General features: G+C 54.7%; 11 protein-coding genes and 1 tRNA gene. 9 read left to right on the top strand and 3 right to left on the bottom strand.

Features of this window, described 5'->3' with window-relative positions; translation table 11 throughout:
• The first annotated feature begins 197 nt into the window (after positions 1-197).
• Both JW953_03500 and JW953_03495 read left to right on the top strand, forming a co-directional pair.
• Positions 198-2,267 (top strand): hypothetical protein, encoded by a 2,070-nt coding sequence (locus tag JW953_03500; GenBank protein MBN1991743.1) that lies wholly within the window; start codon positions 198-200, stop codon positions 2,265-2,267.
• A gap of 42 nt (positions 2,268-2,309) precedes the next feature.
• A complete protein-coding gene (locus tag JW953_03495; protein ID MBN1991742.1) occupies positions 2,310-3,821 on the top strand; it encodes a hypothetical protein in 1,512 nt (503 codons plus the stop codon).
• A 10-nt stretch (positions 3,822-3,831) separates the two neighbouring features.
• On the opposite strand, the gene JW953_03490 is transcribed toward JW953_03495, so the two are convergent.
• From JW953_03490 to JW953_03480, 3 genes are all read right to left on the bottom strand, one after another.
• Positions 3,832-5,118 (bottom strand): glycosyltransferase, encoded by a 1,287-nt coding sequence (locus JW953_03490; protein ID MBN1991741.1) that lies wholly within the window; start codon positions 5,116-5,118, stop codon positions 3,832-3,834.
• 18 nt (positions 5,119-5,136) lie between these two features.
• Positions 5,137-6,150 carry a GNAT family N-acetyltransferase gene (locus JW953_03485; protein MBN1991740.1) on the bottom strand — a complete coding sequence of 338 codons (1,014 nt, stop codon included), beginning with the start codon at positions 6,148-6,150 and terminating at the stop codon, positions 5,137-5,139.
• A gap of 201 nt (positions 6,151-6,351) precedes the next feature.
• Positions 6,352-6,422 (bottom strand) — tRNA-Gln (locus JW953_03480).
• A gap of 100 nt (positions 6,423-6,522) precedes the next feature.
• Between JW953_03480 and JW953_03475 the strand changes: the two genes are divergently transcribed.
• The 7 genes from JW953_03475 (at position 6,523) to JW953_03445 (ending at position 17,755) form a co-directional block, all read left to right on the top strand.
• Complete coding sequence (locus tag JW953_03475; GenBank protein ID MBN1991739.1) at positions 6,523-11,175, top strand: glycosyltransferase family 39 protein; 4,653 nt, start codon at positions 6,523-6,525, stop codon at positions 11,173-11,175.
• A 1-nt stretch (position 11,176) separates the two neighbouring features.
• Positions 11,177-11,947 (top strand): class I SAM-dependent methyltransferase, encoded by a 771-nt coding sequence (locus tag JW953_03470; GenBank protein MBN1991738.1) that lies wholly within the window; start codon positions 11,177-11,179, stop codon positions 11,945-11,947.
• A 122-nt stretch (positions 11,948-12,069) separates the two neighbouring features.
• Positions 12,070-12,612, top strand: a complete 543-nt coding sequence (locus tag JW953_03465) for a hydrolase (GenBank protein MBN1991737.1) — start codon at positions 12,070-12,072, stop codon at positions 12,610-12,612.
• A 29-nt stretch (positions 12,613-12,641) separates the two neighbouring features.
• Positions 12,642-13,808 (top strand): hypothetical protein, encoded by a 1,167-nt coding sequence (locus tag JW953_03460; GenBank protein ID MBN1991736.1) that lies wholly within the window; start codon positions 12,642-12,644, stop codon positions 13,806-13,808.
• A gap of 148 nt (positions 13,809-13,956) precedes the next feature.
• A complete protein-coding gene (locus JW953_03455) occupies positions 13,957-16,608 on the top strand; it encodes a hypothetical protein (GenBank protein MBN1991735.1) in 2,652 nt (883 codons plus the stop codon).
• A gap of 62 nt (positions 16,609-16,670) precedes the next feature.
• Entirely contained in the window at positions 16,671-17,237 is a 567-nt protein-coding gene (locus tag JW953_03450) for a sigma-70 family RNA polymerase sigma factor (GenBank protein MBN1991734.1), read from the top strand.
• Positions 17,234-17,755 carry a hypothetical protein gene (locus JW953_03445; GenBank protein ID MBN1991733.1) on the top strand — a complete coding sequence of 174 codons (522 nt, stop codon included), beginning with the start codon at positions 17,234-17,236 and terminating at the stop codon, positions 17,753-17,755. Before JW953_03450 ends, JW953_03445 begins: the two co-directional genes overlap by 4 nt.
• Positions 17,756-17,923 lie beyond the last annotated feature (168 nt).

Here is a 17,923-nt window from a genome sequence, read left to right as displayed (position 1 = left end):
CGGTTTCGAGGAGATTTCTCCCTTCGGTCGAAATGACATATCCGCCATTGTTACTGAAAGTAATGGTTTCAAACTAATCTCAGTATAGGTCAAACGATTCGGAATAGGACGGGGTAAAATGACCGTGATTTTTGGCGATTCCATTCGCCTTGATTTCTGGCTTGGCTGTAAAGCGCCCCTGGCCAGGTGAGGACATCATGAAGCCTTGTTTTTGGCTTTTAATATGCTGTGGGTTTTTAGTTTTTGATTTGACAGCGTGCCAGGCCGAAGTCACTTCGTTGCCTCACTGGCGCTGGGAACGAGCCGAAGCTGGCCTGCCTCGCCGGGCTATTATGCTGGCCGTAGCCGCCGACCCGCTCACTGATGATCGGTTTTGGGCCGGCTATTACGCTCCTGCTGGCCTGGCTACCACCCACGATGGCGGTCAAACGTGGACCACCGGCGCTGCTGGCCTGGCGGACAATCCTGTTTTTGACCTGTTGCCGCAACCCATTTTAAGCAACGGCCAGGTGGATTTATGGGCGGCTACCCGTGACGGCTTGTTGGGAAGCGCCGACGCCGGAGCAAGTTGGCAACCAGTTACAGGCTTACCAGCAGTAACTGCCTTTGCCCTGGCCGCCGATGCAACCGGGCGTCTCTATGTAGGCCTAGATGGGGTCGGCGTTTATGCCGAGGCGCAGAATGGACAGGGGTGGCAGGCGCTAGCCGCTAATGAGTCGCCCCTGGCCTCTGCCGCCGTAATTTCCCTGGCCGTTTCTCCCGATGGCCGGTATCTTTACGCCGGCACCTCCGGCCAGGGTGTGTTTGCCAGCCAAGATGGCGGCCAAACCTGGCAAAGCACCTATCCGGGCCGGTACATAACTAATCTGGCCGTTAATCCGGTTAACCCCACGCAGGCTATGGCCAGCCTGCGCGAGCAAACCATTAAAGAGGATGGCCTGGCCAGGGTGTTAGACAATTACAGTACGCAGGACCGTTTAACGCGAACGCTGGATGGCGGCCAATCCTGGCATACGTTGTTATCGTTAGCCTGGGCGCAGGATGAAGTGACTGCTTTGCTCTGGCTGGCGGATGGAGTGGTGGGGGCCGGAACCGGCCAGGGAGAAATTTATCGCAGCCCAGACAGCGGCGAAACCTGGCAACAAGGCGGGCCGGGACGAGCCGCCGGTAGTATTTTAGGCCTGGCCGCAGTCAGGTCGGCCAGCGGCGTGGAGAAATTTTTGGCCGCTACCTGGAACGGTCTTTATGCCAGTATTGACGAAGGGCAAACGTGGGCGTATCTTGCCCCCTCGGTGGGCAGCCCCAACGCGCAAACCCTCCTGACAACCGATGCCGGGGTTTTGCTGGGCGCTCAAACCGGCCTCTTTCGCTGGCAACCCGATACCCGCTGCTGGACTCTGTTAACGGATGAATTTCCATTGGGCGTAGCCTCACTTGCTGTTGCGCCTCAAGATGGCCAACGGCTTTACCTGGGGACCTCGTTTGCCGGAGTTTATTATAGCCATGATGCCGGAGCAAGCTGGCAGCCGACTTCCTCGCCGGGGGTGGGGATTCCCGCCCTGGCCGTTGACCCCCAAGAACCCAACCACCTCTATCTCCTGGCCGCCTGGGAGCGCCCTTATGAAAGCCAGGATGGCGGCCAAACGTGGCATGCTCGCTGGGCAGGTTTGGGCGAGGTGCTGGAAACAACCAGTTTGGCGGTTGATCCCCTGGAGCCGGTGGTTTATGTGGGTACGGAAACCGGCCTTTACCGCAGCCGCAAACTTGAGGAGTGGCAGGGGAAGTTGCAAACATTGCTGTTCCAGATGTGCCCAGATTGGTTATGCGCCTCGCCGTACCGGTCTGAAATATGGCAATTGGTTGCCCCGGAGTTGAACGAGCAATCCATTCTGGCGCTGCTGCCCCAGGCCGGTTCATCCATCTTTGGAAACGATCCGGTTCTTTATATTGGCGCAACGCGCGGCGCGTATCGCAGCCTTGACCGCGGCGATACGGTGCAAGGGCCAACCGGCGAGCCGGGCTGGGGCTATGGCCTGGCAGACATCTCGGTGACGGCTTTTTTGGCCGATCCCGCTGAAAGCCGGCTGCTTTACGCCGGAACGGCTTACGCTGGGGTGTACCAATCGGCGAATGGGGGGCAAACGTGGCAGCCCATCGGCCCGCCTGATTTGAGCGACGAGGTGGTTAAAGCGATGGCCTGGGGGCCAGATGAGGAATTATTTGTGGCTGCTGCCGGCGGGGTTTGGGTGGGGCAAAGGGTGGATTAAAGGCGGGGTGTCGAGTGTTAAGTGGAGCGTCAAGGGTCAAGTATGCGATACGCACTACGTAATATGCAATACGTTTTATTGATCTTGATTTTCATCACTTTAGCCGGGTGCAGCGAGAGCAGGAACCCGGCGCGGATGCCTCTCCGTTTTGCCGTCCACACCCTGCGCCCCGCTGACTCAATGCTGGTTTTGGCCCAACAGTCAGGGGCGGATACCATTGTGCAAGTTTTTCCCTGGCGAGAAGTTGAACCGACGCGGGGCCAGTTTCACTGGGAAGTGACCGATCAGATTGTGGCCGGGGCCGAGTATTATGGCCTGGATTTAATTGTGCGGCTGGACCAACACCCGGCCTGGGCCAGTAAAGTTGACTTATCGCTGAACGCGCCGCCGGATAACTTGGACGATTATGGCTATTTTGTGCGCCGGGTGGTTGAGCGGTACCGTGGGCGAGTGGGGACTTACATCATCTGGAATGAACCCAATTTGGCCCTTGAATGGGGCGGGCAGCCGCCGGACCCGGCGGCTTTTACGGAGCTTTTGCGGGTAGGATATCAGGCCGTCAAAACGGTTGACCCCAACGCAGTGGTTGTAGCGGCCGGGCTGGCTCCCACCAACAGCAACAATGGCCAGGCGATGGACGAGCGACTTTTTTTGCAAGAGATGTATCGCGCCGGGGCGTCGGCCTATTTTGACGTGCTGGCGGCCCATCCTTACAGCTTTGGTCAACCGCCCCTCGCTGCGGCAGGAGACCGGGAACATCCCGCCTTTAAACGCTTGGCCGAGTTGCGAGCCATTATGCTTAAAAACGGCGACGCCCATAAGCCGGTCTGGATTACGGAAATGGGCTGGACCGTTGACCCGCCGCCGGAACAGCCGGACATCGGGGTGAACTTGGCGCAGCAAGCCGCCTATTTGGTTGACGCTTTAAACATGATCCGTCGCGAGTGGCCCTGGGTGGAATTGGTGACGGTGTGGAATCTGTCTGTGCCGGAGCCGGGCGACCCCTTTGGCGGTTATAGTTTGCTTAACTTTGACGGCACGCCTCGCCCTGTTTACCGGGCCTGGCAAGAAGCCATCGGCAGCCGGGACGAACGGGGCATACCTGCGTCCCAACTTGAGCCGCAGGACACTATCCAAATTTTGGGTCGGGATGTTCTCCTACACCTGGGCGATAGCGACTTGCGCCCGCCCTGGTGGCCCCTCTTTGCCGGGCGTAAGCCCAGCCTTTCCTGGACCGGCGGTTTTTACGTGGTTGACCCCGGGCCGGTGGCCTGGACGCTGCGGCTGGAGTTGATGCAGCAAAATGAAGTTGGGACTACGGTGGCCGTTAACGGCACGCCCCTCTCCCCGGATTTACCCCAGCAGGATTATACTCGCCGCTGGCTAACAATACGCCGTTCCGTGCCGGCCTCGTTGTTGCGCCCCGGCTATAACGAACTGACCATTACCACTACCCGCCTTATCCCCGACGCCCAACATGAAAATTTTGTTTGGGATGATTTTCAGGTGAGACACATCCGGCTGGCGCGGCCGGCCGTAACCACTACCCACTGACCTATACCTTTCACCACACCACATCCATCTTTTCTTTGCGTTTCTTTTCGTACTGGGTCAAGGTATCGGCAAAAACATCCAACAACTCGTCGGCAATGTCAACCCAACTGTAGCGAGAAACCCAGGCGCGGGCCTGTTCGCCAAACTGCTCCCGCAAAATGGGATACTTGAGCAGCATCACTATCTTGTCGGCCAGGGCCTGCGGATTACGGCCCGGCACCAGGTAGCCGTTGAAACCGTCTTCAATGCTAAAGGATAAACCGCCCACATCCGAAGCGATGATGGGCGTGCCGCAGGCCATTGCTTCCAGGGCCACCATGCCAAATGACTCGTAATGGGAGGGCATAACCACCATTTCGGCGGCAGAGTAATAATAAACCAGGGTGTCCTGGTCTTTGGCCCCCAGAAACGTCACCAAATCGCTAATGCCCAGTTCCGCGCGGAGCGATTCCAGGCGTTCAAGCTCAACTTTTTCTGTTTCAGCGTCAGGATTAGGATCGCCGCCAATGATAGTAACACAGATATTTTGGGCAATTGCCGGGTCTCTTTGTTTCACCAGGGCCAAGGCTCTCATCAAAATATCAATGCCTTTTAACGGCTGAATGCGGCCCACAAATAGGATCATCTGGTGATCGGGCGGTATGCCAATGTAACGCCGCGCCTCAGCTCTATCCAGCGGCTGAAAACGCTCCAGGTCAACGCCGGGCGGAACAATATTGATTTTGTCGGAGGGCGCGCCGTAAAGCCAGGTCATCTGGTTTTTTTCCAGGGGCGTGGCCGCAATCAGGCGGTCGGCCAAGCGCATCACTTCTCCCTCACAATCAACGCGCCGCGCAGGCTCGCGTTCGGCGGGGGATTGGGCCACCCGGTTTTTCATCTCGGCCAGGGTATGAAACATTTGCACAATGGGGATATCCCAGGTTTGGCGCAAGGCCGCAGCCGCAATGCCTGAGAGCCAATAATGGCTGTAAATCAAATCATAAGCCAGGCGATCGGCTTCAACTTGGGCTTTGACCCCTCTGACAAATTCATCTAAATGGTCATAGACCAGATTTTTGTTGTAAGGATGTTCCGGCCCGGCTTTTACGTGGATCACCCGCCCCCGTTCGGCCAGGGAGTTACTGACCCGGGCGCTGGTTGTATTTTGGGAACGGGTGTACACGTCTACATAGATTCCGCGCCGGCTCAAGGCTTTACTTAAATCGCGCACGTACACGTTCATCCCCCCTGTCTCCTTGCCGCCTAACATGGCCAGGGGGCAAGTATGTACGCTTAACATCGCTATTCTCTGGATCATGGTTACCCCTTTGTGACCTTATTGCCAGGTAATATGCAAATCATACACCGGCTCGGCTTTGGCTCCAAAACGGAATTTGTAAACCTCGTCGCCGCGCAAAAAGTCGTAGCGGCTGCGCCCCAACCTGATGGCTTGCTGGATAGAGTAAGCCACTAGCACGTTGCCCGGACTCAGATTGGCAAATTGGTCGGGGTCGTATCCGGAATTATAAACCAGGAATTCGTTATTATAGTCAAAACAAAGCAGCGCTGCGGCTGTTCTCCCATTGACTTCGATAAAGAACAGTTTGAGCCAGCCCGCCCTGGCCAACTCGGCGGCCAGAGCCTTGAAGAACAAAATCATCTCCTCACCCCAAAAATTTCGCTTATCGCGGGTTGATTTTTGGTGCAGGTCAATAAAAATATCCATTGCTGCCGCTAACCCCTCTTCCGAATCAACCACGTTCCAACGTACCTGGGCGCTGTCTTCGATGCGCCGGATCTTACGCCGGATTTCGTGGCGCTGTTTTTTGTCAATCCCGGCCAGGTACTCATCCCAACTATTGGCCAGGGTGATGACGGGACACACATCCTGCTGGCAGACCTCAACTTGCCAGCCACGGGCGCGGGCGGCCTGGGCCAGGAGAGTGGAGGTGAGAGAGGACTGCGGCAAACTGCATAGATAGAGTTTATCCCAGGGCGGCCCGTCTGTCCCGGCCAAACAGTCGAGCAAAGCCTGATGCACCCTGTCCACGCTCTCTTTATCAACCAACAGATCCAGATAATCCGACACATCCACGCAACCCACAAAGCTCAGCTCTCGCTGTCCGGTCAGGTTGATTTTGCTGTAGAGTGGGGCCAGGCCCACAAGCTGGTTATTGTTATCGCGGATGGCAATCAACACCAATTCATTATTGCCTAAATATTGCCACCAGGTTTGCTGATAAACATATCGCATAAAAATAGGAGCATGTTTAGTCCGCGCCAGTAGTTCATCCCATTCACCGGCCAATGCCTCAAATCCACCGACATCATTATACACTATTGTTTTCATGGCAGTTCCTTATGCTGACTCCAAGGCTATGCTGGGCCAAGTTTGGCTGTTCTGTATCTCGGTACCGCAAAAACTTCCGCAGTCGGGAACCTGGATTTACTGGGACTGGACTTTTAAGGGTGGAGAGAGTAAACAGAAAAAACGAGGCCACAACATAAAAAAGTAGGGCAAGTTTTTGTCTTGCCCTAGCCAATAGTGATACTGGGGAGCAGGGACTCGAACCCCGACCGACAGATCCAGAGTCTGCTGTCCTACCATTAGACGACTCCCCAATGATAAAAATATTGTAGCATTATCAGACGGTAAGAGCAAATTGGTCACTTACCCCCTTATCACTTGCTCAACCTCCATCCCCCGATTACAATACTCAGCATGCACCAACAAAGATTAACCCACCGACTGGCGCCAGTGCTGCTAATTGTGATTATGGCCATAGCCGCTGGCCTTCGCTTCTACAATCTCAATTGGGACAATGGCATCTTCGCTCATCCCGACGAGCGTTCGACCGTGGCTTTTTATGCGCCCACCATCCACTGGCCGGAAGACCCGGCCAAGATTCTTAATCCCCGCGCCTCAACCCTGAATCCTTTTTGGGATGTTAATCATCAAACACGGCGCAGTTACACCTACGGCCATTTTCCGCTGTACACCCTGGTTTTTGTGGCCAACGTGTGCAATGATTTAGCCCAATATACCGACTCTCTGCCGTTTGACCTGCCCCCGGAATGGAAACAATTTCTATCAAGCAGCCTCACGCCACACGGTTTTGCCCGCATCGGTCGTGGCCTGATGGCCCTGGCCGATTTACTGAGCGTCTACCTGATCTTTCTATTGGGCCGGCGTTTGTACGGGGTTTGGGCGGGTTTGTTGGCCGCAGCTCTTTCTACCTTTACTGTTTTGCAGGTGCAGTTGGCTCATTTTTTTGCCGTAGACCCGGTTTCCACTACTTTTACCTTACTGGCCATTTATGGCGCTATTTTGTTGTACGACTGTCAGTCCATTGGGGCCGCCCTGGTCACCGGCCTGGGCATTGGCCTGGCTGTGGCCTCAAAGTTCAGCGCCCTGCCCATAGCCTTTGCTCCGGTGGTAGCCGGTTATTTGATTATTTGCCATCAACAAAAAATGGCGGGCAAGTCTGAATTTCCAACCTCTGCTCTCTCCTCTGCCCTTTCCAGTCGGGTGCTGATCTTGGTTATCATGGCACTGTTTGTGGCCTTTGTTGTTTTCGCCGTCACCTCTCCCTTTGTGCTGCTTGATTTTGAAAACTTCAAGCGGGCGGTCATAGATGAACAGGGTAATATGGTCAGTGGCGTGGCCGACTTCCCCTTTACCCGGCAATACCGCCAGACCTGGCCCTACATTTATTTTATCTGGCAGCAATTACGCTGGGGCATGGGCTGGCCGCTGGGGCTGCTGGCTTTTGCCGGGTTGGGCTGGGTGATCGGTAAGGCCGTTCGCGGCAAAGCCCACCCCGGCGAGTGGATCATTCTCTGGTGGATTATTCTCTACTTTGGCCCCACCGGCCTGTTTCTGGCCAAATTCATGCGTTATATGATTCCGGTGGTGCCCCTCTTTATCCTGTTTGGGGCAGGGCTGGTTGTGGCTTTGTGGCAGTACAAAACCAGTAAAGACAATCAAAAGTCGTCCGCAAATGGGCAAATTATCAATGAAACGCTCCCACCCTCATTTTCCGGCTCTCCCTGGCCGGAGAAATTAACCAAAATCGCTGCCGTTATTCTAACTGTTCTTGCTCTCGGCGGCGCAATTTTCTGGGCCCTGGCTTTTGTCAACGGCGTGTACGGCACCGAACATACCTGGGTTACGTTTGCCCGTTGGGTCTATGCCAACGTGCCGGATGGCTCGTGTATTGCCTGGGAACATTGGGACGACCGCATGCCCACCGACATTCCCGAACCCGGCGGCAACCCCGGCGCGCACGGTTACTTTCAGCCCCAATTGCCTATGTACGATGAGGACAGCCCGCAAAAGTATGCGTTTCTGCGCCAAACCTTGCTGGATTGTGATTACCTTGTGCTGGCCAGTAACCGGCTATATCGCACCATTCCCCGCCTACCGGAACGTTATCCTATGAGTACGCGCTATTACCAGGCTCTCTTTTCCGGCGAGTTGGGCTTTACTAAAATCTATTCTGTGGAAACGCCGCCCCGGCTTGGCCCTGTGGTGTTTGACGACCAGGCCGCCGACGAAAGTTTTACCGTATACGATCACCCCAAACCCATCCTGTTCCAAAAAACTCGCCAGCTTTCTGCCCCAGAATGGGATGCCATTTTGGGCGATACCTGGGCCGGGGCCAAGCCCGGTTACGTTGGCCCGCCCACCCTGCTCACCCGCCTGCGCAGTATTGGTAAAAATTCGCCCGCCCCGTACCAGCCGGAAGAAAAAGATGAGGGTAAATCTCTACTACTGACCACGCCGGTTGACCAACTGCCTGTTGTTGACGATTATAACTGGAACACCCCGGCCAACAATTCAACTTTCCTGGCTGTCTCAATTTGGTGGTTGGCGGTCATATTAATTGGCTTTATGACCTTCCCCCTTACCTTTTTTTTCTTTCACAAATTGCCGGATCGAGGGTATGCCTTGAGCAAAAGTTTTGGACTGCTGCTGGTTAGTTACTTTGTCTGGCTCAACAGTAGCCTGGGCTGGCTGGGTAATACCCGCGCTACGGCTATGTTGGCCGTCATCATCCTGCTTGGTTTTGCTCTTTGGGTCGCTATCAAGTGGCGTCAGAAAATTGCCCAATTCTGGCGGCAAGAGCGATGGCTCATTCTGGTTACGGAAATCATTTTTCTCCTGGTTTATTTATTCTTTGTCCGGCTGCGAGTGCTCAACCCTGATCTGTGGCAGCCCTGGCAGGGCGGCGAAAAAATGCTGGAAATCGGTTTTCTCAACGCCGTGGTCAAAAGCGCCACGATGCCACCCTACGACCCCTTTTTTGCCGGAGGGGTGATGAATTATTATTACTATGGCCTGTTCCTGGTTGGCCTTTTGATCAAATTGACCGGCATCCGGCCGGAGATCGCGTTTAATCTGGCTGTGCCGATGCTGGCCGGCTTGACGGCCAGCAACGTCTTCAGCCTGGCCGGGAATCTATCAAACAGAGGCATGGCAAATGGCAAATCGCAGAGTTTGAGTGCCAGGTATGTCATTGCCGGGCTGCTGGGTATTTTGTTTGTTGTTTTTCTGGGCAACCTGGAAGGAGCGGCCCAATTTTTACGGGAGTTGGGCCAGCTTGGCACCAGCGATTTTCGGAGCGCCATCCCTGGCCTGGAAACAGTGGCGCGGGCCGTAAGCGGTATTCCTCCCCTCATCGGCGGCGAAAGGCTTCCCGCCTATAACTATTGGGATCCCACCCGCGTCATCCCGGAAACAATCAACGAGTTTCCCTACTTCAGCTTTATTTTTGCCGACCTGCACCCACACATGATTGGTCTCCCTTTTACTGCGCTATTTCTGAGTCTGGTCTACCACTGGCTGAGGCCAGCCCGCCCGCCAGTTACCGTGTCGGCGAGTCAACCTGCTGATGAAATTGCTGGCCAACCGGAGAATGGCCCATTGGCGTCCAATTCACTCCTCTCTACCCTCCTCCGTTGGCTGGCGTTGCCTTTTGTGCTGGGCGCAGTGGCCGTGATCAATACCTGGGACCTGCCTACCTATCTGGGCCTGATGGCGGCAGCTTTTCTGCTCAATGATTACCGCTGTTTGGAAAGGCCCTTGACCATGCAAAAAAGTGGCTTACTGTTACTGAAAAGTGGTATCTTTGCCGGGGCTTTATTTACCGTTACCTATCTTCTATACCTCCCTTTCTTCCTCAATTACCAGGCCATTGATGTGGGCCTGGGCCTGGTGCATACCAAAACCCCGCTCGACCAGCATCTCAAAATTTGGGGCTTCTTTTTGTTCATCCTGGTGACATGGTTATGGGTCTCCCTGCTCTATCCGGTCAGTCGTAATAGTCTGCTGCGGGTTATGAGTCTGGCGCTTCGCCGCTGGCGGGTTTGGCCCCATCTTTATGAAATTTATCGCCGGGTGGTCAAACGGCAGACCGATGCCTGCCGGGTGGGTTTACTGAGCCTGGCCGGGATGTTTGTGATTGCCCTGGCCTTGTTCCTGTTGGGGTATGGGGTGCCGGCTTATCTCGTGCCCCTGGTAGCTCTGGCCTTGCTCTTACTTTTCCGGCCAGAAGCTTCCGGAGAAATTGCCTCCCTGAACCTGTTGGCCTTCACCGGCCTGTTGGTTTTGCTGGGCATGGAGTTCTTCTTTTTACGCGATTGGCTCGGCGGCGGAGATTATTACCGCATGAACACCCTGTTCAAATTCTATATCCAGGTCTGGCTCATTTTTGGGGTTGTGGCCGCCGTCACTCTGCCTCAACTCTGGGCGTGGAGCGGACGCTGGTCCTGGCCGGGACAGTTAGCCTGGCAGGACGCTGTTTTACTTTTGCTGCTGGCCACCCTGGTTTATCCCGCGCTGGGCACGCGCACGCGGGTAAACGACCGTTTCCCCGGCGATGACAATCGTCCGCCTATCGGCACGCTCGATGGCCTGGCTTATATGACCGTGGGTACGTTTGAATGGCCTGCCGGTAAACTCATTGAACTCAAATACGATTACGAAGCTATCCGCTGGCTGCAAGCTAACGTGTTTGGCACGCCCATCATCGCCGAAGCCAAAGTGGGTTATTACCGCGAAGGCGGCATGCGGGTGGCGGCTTACACCGGCCTGCCCTCGGTGTTGGGCGGCCTGCATCAGAACGAGCAGCGCTACGCCCGGCAAGTCGGCGAGCGTGACTTTATGATCAATCAATTTTGGACCACCCCAGACCCGCGCCGTACCCTGGAACTGATAGACGAACTTAATATTACTTATGTCTATCTGGGCCAACTTGAGCGCATTACCTATGGCGACCACGTTGCCGTTGAATTTGAGCAGCTTGCGACTCAAGGCGAACTGGCCTTGGTTTTTGAAAATGAAAAAACAAAGATTTATAAACGGGTAAAATAAAATGACCATAGACTTTGGCAAAACCGCCCAGGATTACGGCAAATACCGCGCCGGTTTTCCCGAAGCATTTTTTGAACGTTTGACGACTTTTGGCATCGGGTTGAGAGGGCAGCGTGTGCTTGACTTGGGTACCGGCGCGGGCACGGTGGCTCGCGGCCTGGCCCAACGGGGTTGCCGGGTGGTGGGGCTAGACCCATCAGCCTCTCTCCTGGCCCAGGCTGAACAACTGGATAAACAAGTTGGCGTCACCGTTCATTACCTCAAGGGTGTATCGGAGCGAGTGGCCCTGGCAGACGGCAGTTTTGCCGTGGTTACGGCCGGGCAATGCTGGCACTGGTTTGATCGCCCCAAAGCGGCGGCAGAGGTTCGCCGTTTGCTGGCGCCGGGCGGTCATCTGGTGATTGCCCATTTTGATTGGTTGCCTCTCCCCGGCAACGTGGTTGAAGCCACCGAGCGGTTGATTTTGCAGCATAATCCTGCTTGGCGGGGCAGCGGCGGCAACGGCATTCACGCGGCCTGGTTATATGATATGGCGGTGGCCGGTTTTGAAAATATCGAAACCTTTTCCTTTGACCTTCCGGCCATCTACACCCACCAGGCCTGGCGGGGGCGGATCCGGGCCAGCGCCGGTGTGGCCGCTTCTCTTCCCCCTGCCCAGGTTGCTCAATTTGACCAAGAACTTGAACAACTTTTGAAGGAGCAATTTCCTGATGACCCCCTGGCTACGCCCCACCGGGTTTTTGCCGTTATTTGTACCGCGCCGAAAAATTGAAAGGCTGGGCCATCCTAACGACCAACGACCAATGACCAACTTTTGTCGTTCGCCCTTCGTCATCTGCCGATGACTATAGAGCCACTGAACTTGACCAGTAAGTATTTTTAGGAGAGACAAATATGCTCAAAGTAAACAACACCGCTTTAATTGTTATTGATGTGCAAGGCAAACTGGCCCAACTGATGTATCAAAAAGAAGAATTGTTTGCCCACCTGGAGCAAATCATCAAGGGCTGCCAGGTATTGGCTATACCCATTATCTGGACCGAACAAGTGCCAGAAAAATTAGGGCCAACCTTGCCTGAGTTTGCCGAACTCTTAGCCCCCAATGGCGATCCCCTGGCCAAGTCCAGCTTTAGCTGTTGCGGCCATCAACCCTTTATGGCGGCGCTCCAGGCTTTGGAGCGCAAACAGATTTTGTTAACCGGCATCGAAACCCACGTGTGCGTATATCAAACCGCGCTAGATTTGCTTGAGGCCGGCTACGAAGTGCAGGTGGTGGCCGATGCCGTCTCATCCAGAACCAAACAGAACCGAAAAATTGGCCTGGAACGAATGAAGGAGGCGGAGGCCAAGTTGACCAGCACCGAGATGGCCCTCTTTGAATTACTGCGCGTGGCTGAAGGCGATCAGTTCCGGCAGATTGCCCGTATTGTTAAATAAGAACGTTGATCCCAACCAAGGTAAAGACTATGACCGAACTACATCAAAAATATGCGCCTATTCTACGTTATGCCAAAGGTGAACACTTTTTTCCGATGCGGGTTGATGACTTGCTCAAATATAGTAGCCTGCATGTCAAAAGCCAGAGTACGCCCCTGGCGCCAACAGGCCGAGTCACCCCGGATCATCTGGTCAAACATGCCTCATTGCCGGAAGTGTTTTTACGCTCGGTGGAGACTGGGCCGTTGTCGGGTGGGGAGGTTGTCAAGGGGTGGAGTCAAGCGGCCATCGAGCTGGTGTATCGCTGGTCGTTGGAAGCAGCCTCGAATTGGAGTGAGGAGTTGGCCAGCTGCGCTTATAGCTGGTTCAGCCCCAAGACCAAAAGCGCGGCTCGCTTGTTTTGGTGGAACGACTTGATTACGCCTTTGCTCCAGGGAACGCTCGAAAGCGCCTCACCGGAGGAACTGCCCCGCCTCATTCTCCCGCTCCAAACACGTGACACAGCGGTAGACCGCTTCCAGTCTCGCAAACCGGCCTACACTTATTACTATCGCCAGAGGCGTGATGGCCAGTACCTCTGCCTGCAATATTGGCTTTTCTACAGCTACAACGATTGGGGTCGTAGCTTCAACGGCATGAACGACCATGAAGCAGACTGGGAAAATATGATGCTCTTTTTCCGGCTTGACGCCCAAGGGCGTCCCCATGAGCCGCCCGCTTATGTCACCTTTGTCGGCCACCACTCCCGCCTCACCAAACCCTGGGACCACCAAGATGTAGATAAGGTGGGGTCACACCCCATTGGCTATGTGGCCGCCGGTTCGCATGCCACTTATCCCGAAGCCAAACCTTATCCCCTGATGGAGTTGTATAATCTGGTTGACTACGCCACCGGCGACGGCGTTACTATTGGCTATGATGACTGGGTGCATCGCATTTCTCTGGATGATGTGCCCTGGTTGCCAGCCTATCGCGGTTCGTGGGGCACTCGGTTCTGGCTGCCAGTGGAGCAGACTCACAAGCTGCTGAAATTGGTTACCTTGGCCACTCCGGTTGGCTTTTTAACCGCCCGCTCTAAAACACCTGAAATTGAGTTGCCCGGCGTCAGCGCCCCGCATGGCCCCATGATCGGTGATACCGGCAAGCAGCGCCCGCAGTGGGTCGGGCCAGTGGCATGGGCAGATGTACCAGGATAAAAAATTGCCCCCGGACAAGAATTTTGTCCAGGGAACCTTTCCCCAACGAATGGGGTATTCAACTTGAACAATCATAGGCCAAAGTGTAATTTGCAACAGAACATTTCACGTTATATCATCACTGCAATCTGTTAAGGGATAACCCACCTTGGATCTTACGCCTCTCCTGATTTGGTGGCTGATCACCTTCATCGTTGGCCTGGTCGGCTGGCCGCTGGCGTTTTGCCTGCTGCGCTTTTTGCCCGACCGGGGCTTTGCCTTTGCCCGGCCTGTAGGGCTGCTGCTCGCCGGTTATATTTTGTGGCTGGGCGGTACGTTTCGGCTGCTGCAAAATAATAGTGGCGGTATCCTCATTGCTCTGGTGTTGGTGCTGGCCTTGGGCCTGCTCTGGCGACGACAGCAAGTCCAGACCGGGGACAGGACGCTGCTAACCTGGCTCAAACAGGAATGGCGTTACGTTCTGGCCGTGGAATTACTCTTTCACCTGGCTCTGGTGGGCTGGACTATCTTCAAAGCCTATAACCCCAACATCGAAACTGCGGGGGGTGAAAAATGGATGGAAATCGCCTTTATCAACGGCACATTGAACAGCGATTATTTTCCCCCGCAAGACCCCTGGCTGTCCGGTTTTGCCATCAGCTACTATTATTTTGGTTACGTCCTGATGGCGATGCTGACCCGCCTGTCGGGCCAGGTTTCCACTATCGCCTTTAACCTTTACATCCCCACGCTCCTGGCGCTGACGCTCACCGCGGCTTTTGGCCTGGGCGCTAACCTGATCAATTTATATCAAAGTGTAAATCGCCAATTTGTCCCAGGCAAAGCCCAAGGATCGCCAGACTATTCTGAACCGGGCCAAAGGATCGCCAATCTTCCGGCTGTACTTACCGGCTTTGTAGCTGCGCTGTTTGTGGCCTTTTTGGGCAACCTGGAGGGGCTGCTGGAAGTTTTTCATGAACGGGGCCTTTTTTCGGTCGGCTTTTGGGCCTGGCTCGACATTCGCAATTTAAAAGAACCACCTGTGCCCGGCAGTAGTTGGATTCCCGACCGCTTCATCTGGTGGTGGCGCGGCTCTCGCGTGCTCACCGATTACACGCCTACCGGCCAGGAACAAGAGGTTATTGATGAATTTCCCTTTTTTAGTTTTCTATTAGGCGATGTTCATCCGCACGTGCTGGCGTTGCCGTTTGTGCTGCTGGTAGTGGCCTTGGCCTTGAATTTATTGGTCAGCCGACAGGCGGCGGCCGGTAATCAACATCAGCCAGCCCAAACAAAAATGGGGTCAAGCCTAACCGCTCTTTTTGAGCAAACCAAAATGATTCTAAAGGATAGCTGGCAGGCGATCACCGAAGCTACTGGCGGACGGTTGGCTTTTGCCCTCTATGCCGTGTTTGTGGGCGGTTTAAGTTTTTTGAACACGTGGGATTTTCCCATTTACCTGAGTGTAGTTGGACTGGCCTTTATCCTCTGGTTAACCCAACCCCGGACTGATAAGAGTCAATCTGCTCTCGTTTCAGGAATCATTGGCGTGGCCATTTTGGGTGTTGCGGGCATAATCCTCTACTTTCCCTTCTATGCTACCTTCCAATCACAAGCCAGAGGAATTCTGCCCAATCTGTGGAATCCAACCCGTTTGCCGCAATTCTTCGTTTTCTTCGGCCCGTTTCTGGTAGCCGGTTTTGTTTTTTTGCTGGTTTTATCCCGGCAGTATCAAAATTGGCAAAAAAATCTTAGTTGGTCGCTGCCCCTCACTGTCTTGGGGCCGATCTTGCTGATGTTGGCCTCTCTGGTCGGCATCCTCTTCAGTCCAAGCGGGCGTCGTTACATTGAAGGAATACTCAGTAATCCAGAAATACAGCAAGCCCTGGGTGTGTCAACGGTGGGCGCATTAGCGCAGGTAGCTCTATGGCAGCGCATCCATAATCCCTGGACATTCTTGCTGGTTGGCGGCTTGGTGGGCTGGGCTTTGGCTTTGTTGGTTGGGGAGTCAGCCGGTCAGCGAGTCAACGAACCGGCCTATGGATCAACGCCCAGCCAAGAACAATCTGAAAACCATTCCCCTACTTCCCTTCTCATCGAAAAGTTCATCCTCATTTTACTCCTGGTTGGCCTGGGCCTGACCCTGGCCGTGGAGTTTATCTACCTGCGCGATAATTTTGGGATTCGGATGAACACGGTTTTTAAGTTTTATTTTCAAGCTTGGGTCCTGCTGGCCCTGGCCTCGGCGTTTGCCCTTTATGCTGTTTCAAAAAATTTGCGGGGCTTTTGGGTCGTGCTCTGGCAAGTTGGGATGGGTTTGTTGGTGGCCGGTGGATTGGTCTATCCGATCCTGGCCATCCCCAACAAAGCCAATAACTTCCAGGATGAACCCACCCTGAACAGCATTCGCTGGATTGCGGAACACCACCCCGGCGATTATGCCGCCATTCAATGGCTGCGGGCCAATGCCCCCCCCAACGCGGTCATTCTGGAAGCGCATGGCGGGGGCCAGGCTTATAGTTATACCAACCGTATCTCGGCCCTGACGGGCCTGCCCACCCCGCTTGGCTGGGGCAATCATGAGGCTCAGTGGCGCGGCAATTATGATGAACCAGGCCGCCGCGAGTTGGATATTGAAGAACTCTTTAATACCATAGACTTTCAACGCGCCCAGGAATTGCTGGACAAATACAATATCACCTACGTTTATGTTGGCTTGTTGGAGAAAGAACGCTATTCAGCGCAGGGCCTTAAAAAATTTGCGTTTCTGATGGATGTTGTTTTTGAACAGGATAATGTGACGATATATCAACGCCGGTAGGGAACCAACTCTAACCGGACGGTGTATATGCAGTAAAATAATCTTTTCCGGAAAAGATTCATGTGAACGAATCTGATTTCATCACGCAGGCTCGCCAGGGAGACGAGGAAGCGTGGGCAATGCTGGTTGACCACCATCAACAAGCTATCTTTCGCCTGGCCTATTTGTTATTGGGCGATGCCGACGAAGCCGAAGATGTGGCCCAGGAAGCTTTTATCCGCGCTTTTTACGCCCTGGATCTTTTTGACCTGGCCCGGCCTCTGCGGCCCTGGTTATATCGCATCACCATCAACTTGGCCCATAACCGGCGCCGGTCGGTGGGGCGTTATCTGGCGGCCCTGGGCCGGTGGTTTCAACAAGAGTCAGAACCAGTGGGGCCAACGCCTCAAGAGCAGCAGCTCCAGCAATGGGAAGCCCAAACCCTCTGGCAGGCGGTCCGGCATTTGAACCAGGCTGACCAGGAAATCGTCTACTTACGCTATTTTTTGGAACTATCGGTGGCGGAAACAGCCGAGATAATGAACATCGCCCCCGGCACAGTTAAATCTCGCCTGCACCGCGTCCTGAACCGTCTCCGAGAGGTGGTAAGCAAAGAATTTCCGGCCTTAAAGGAAGAACGTGCGGTATGAACAAACCATCATTTGAACAATCCGTTGAGCCGTTGGCAGCCCACCTGCAAAAAGTGGCCCCTCACTTTCCTTATCCGGCCACACCCAATATAGTCGCAGGGGTCAAACAACACCTGGCGGCTCCAAAGCTGCAAGCTGTTCAATCGTCGCGGCGGTTGGCCTGGACCATGTTGGTGGCCGGGCTGGCCGTAGTAGCCTTATTAGCCTTGCCCCCGGTGCGCGCGGCAATCTTTGACGTATTGCGCCAGGGCGTTGTGCGCATCTTCCTGCTGGAGCCTTTGGCCACCAGCACGCCCCTGGTTACAATCACGCCGGCCGCTTCCGCCGAGTCGCCTGCCTGGGTCAGCCCCCAATCATTTTTGGCGACGCCCCGGCCTTCGGCCACGCCTATTTCGTCTATCCAGGTTTTAATGGGGGTAGATACACCTGCTGCGCCGCCGGTTCAGCCCACTCTGACCGGCCGCCCGTCCCCGCTGCCCCCGGCAATGGGGAACAAGGGGGGCCAGATCGGCCCGTAAACAGGAACAAGCGCGCAATATGCGGCTTTATTTATGAACAAAGCCAAAAGTTGTGCTATAATGATACCCGTTTAGAAACTTCCGGGGCAAAAAATCTTAAAGACGCCTGGACCAACGATTTGTTCAACAACCTTTAGGGTTTACCTACAAAATTTCAATCAATCACAA

The organism is Anaerolineae bacterium, from assembly GCA_016931895.1.
In the GTDB taxonomy this organism is placed as follows: domain Bacteria; phylum Chloroflexota; class Anaerolineae; order 4572-78; family J111; genus JAFGNV01.
Note: the sequence above shows the minus strand (reverse complement) of the source record. Positions and strands in the feature narration are given on the sequence as shown.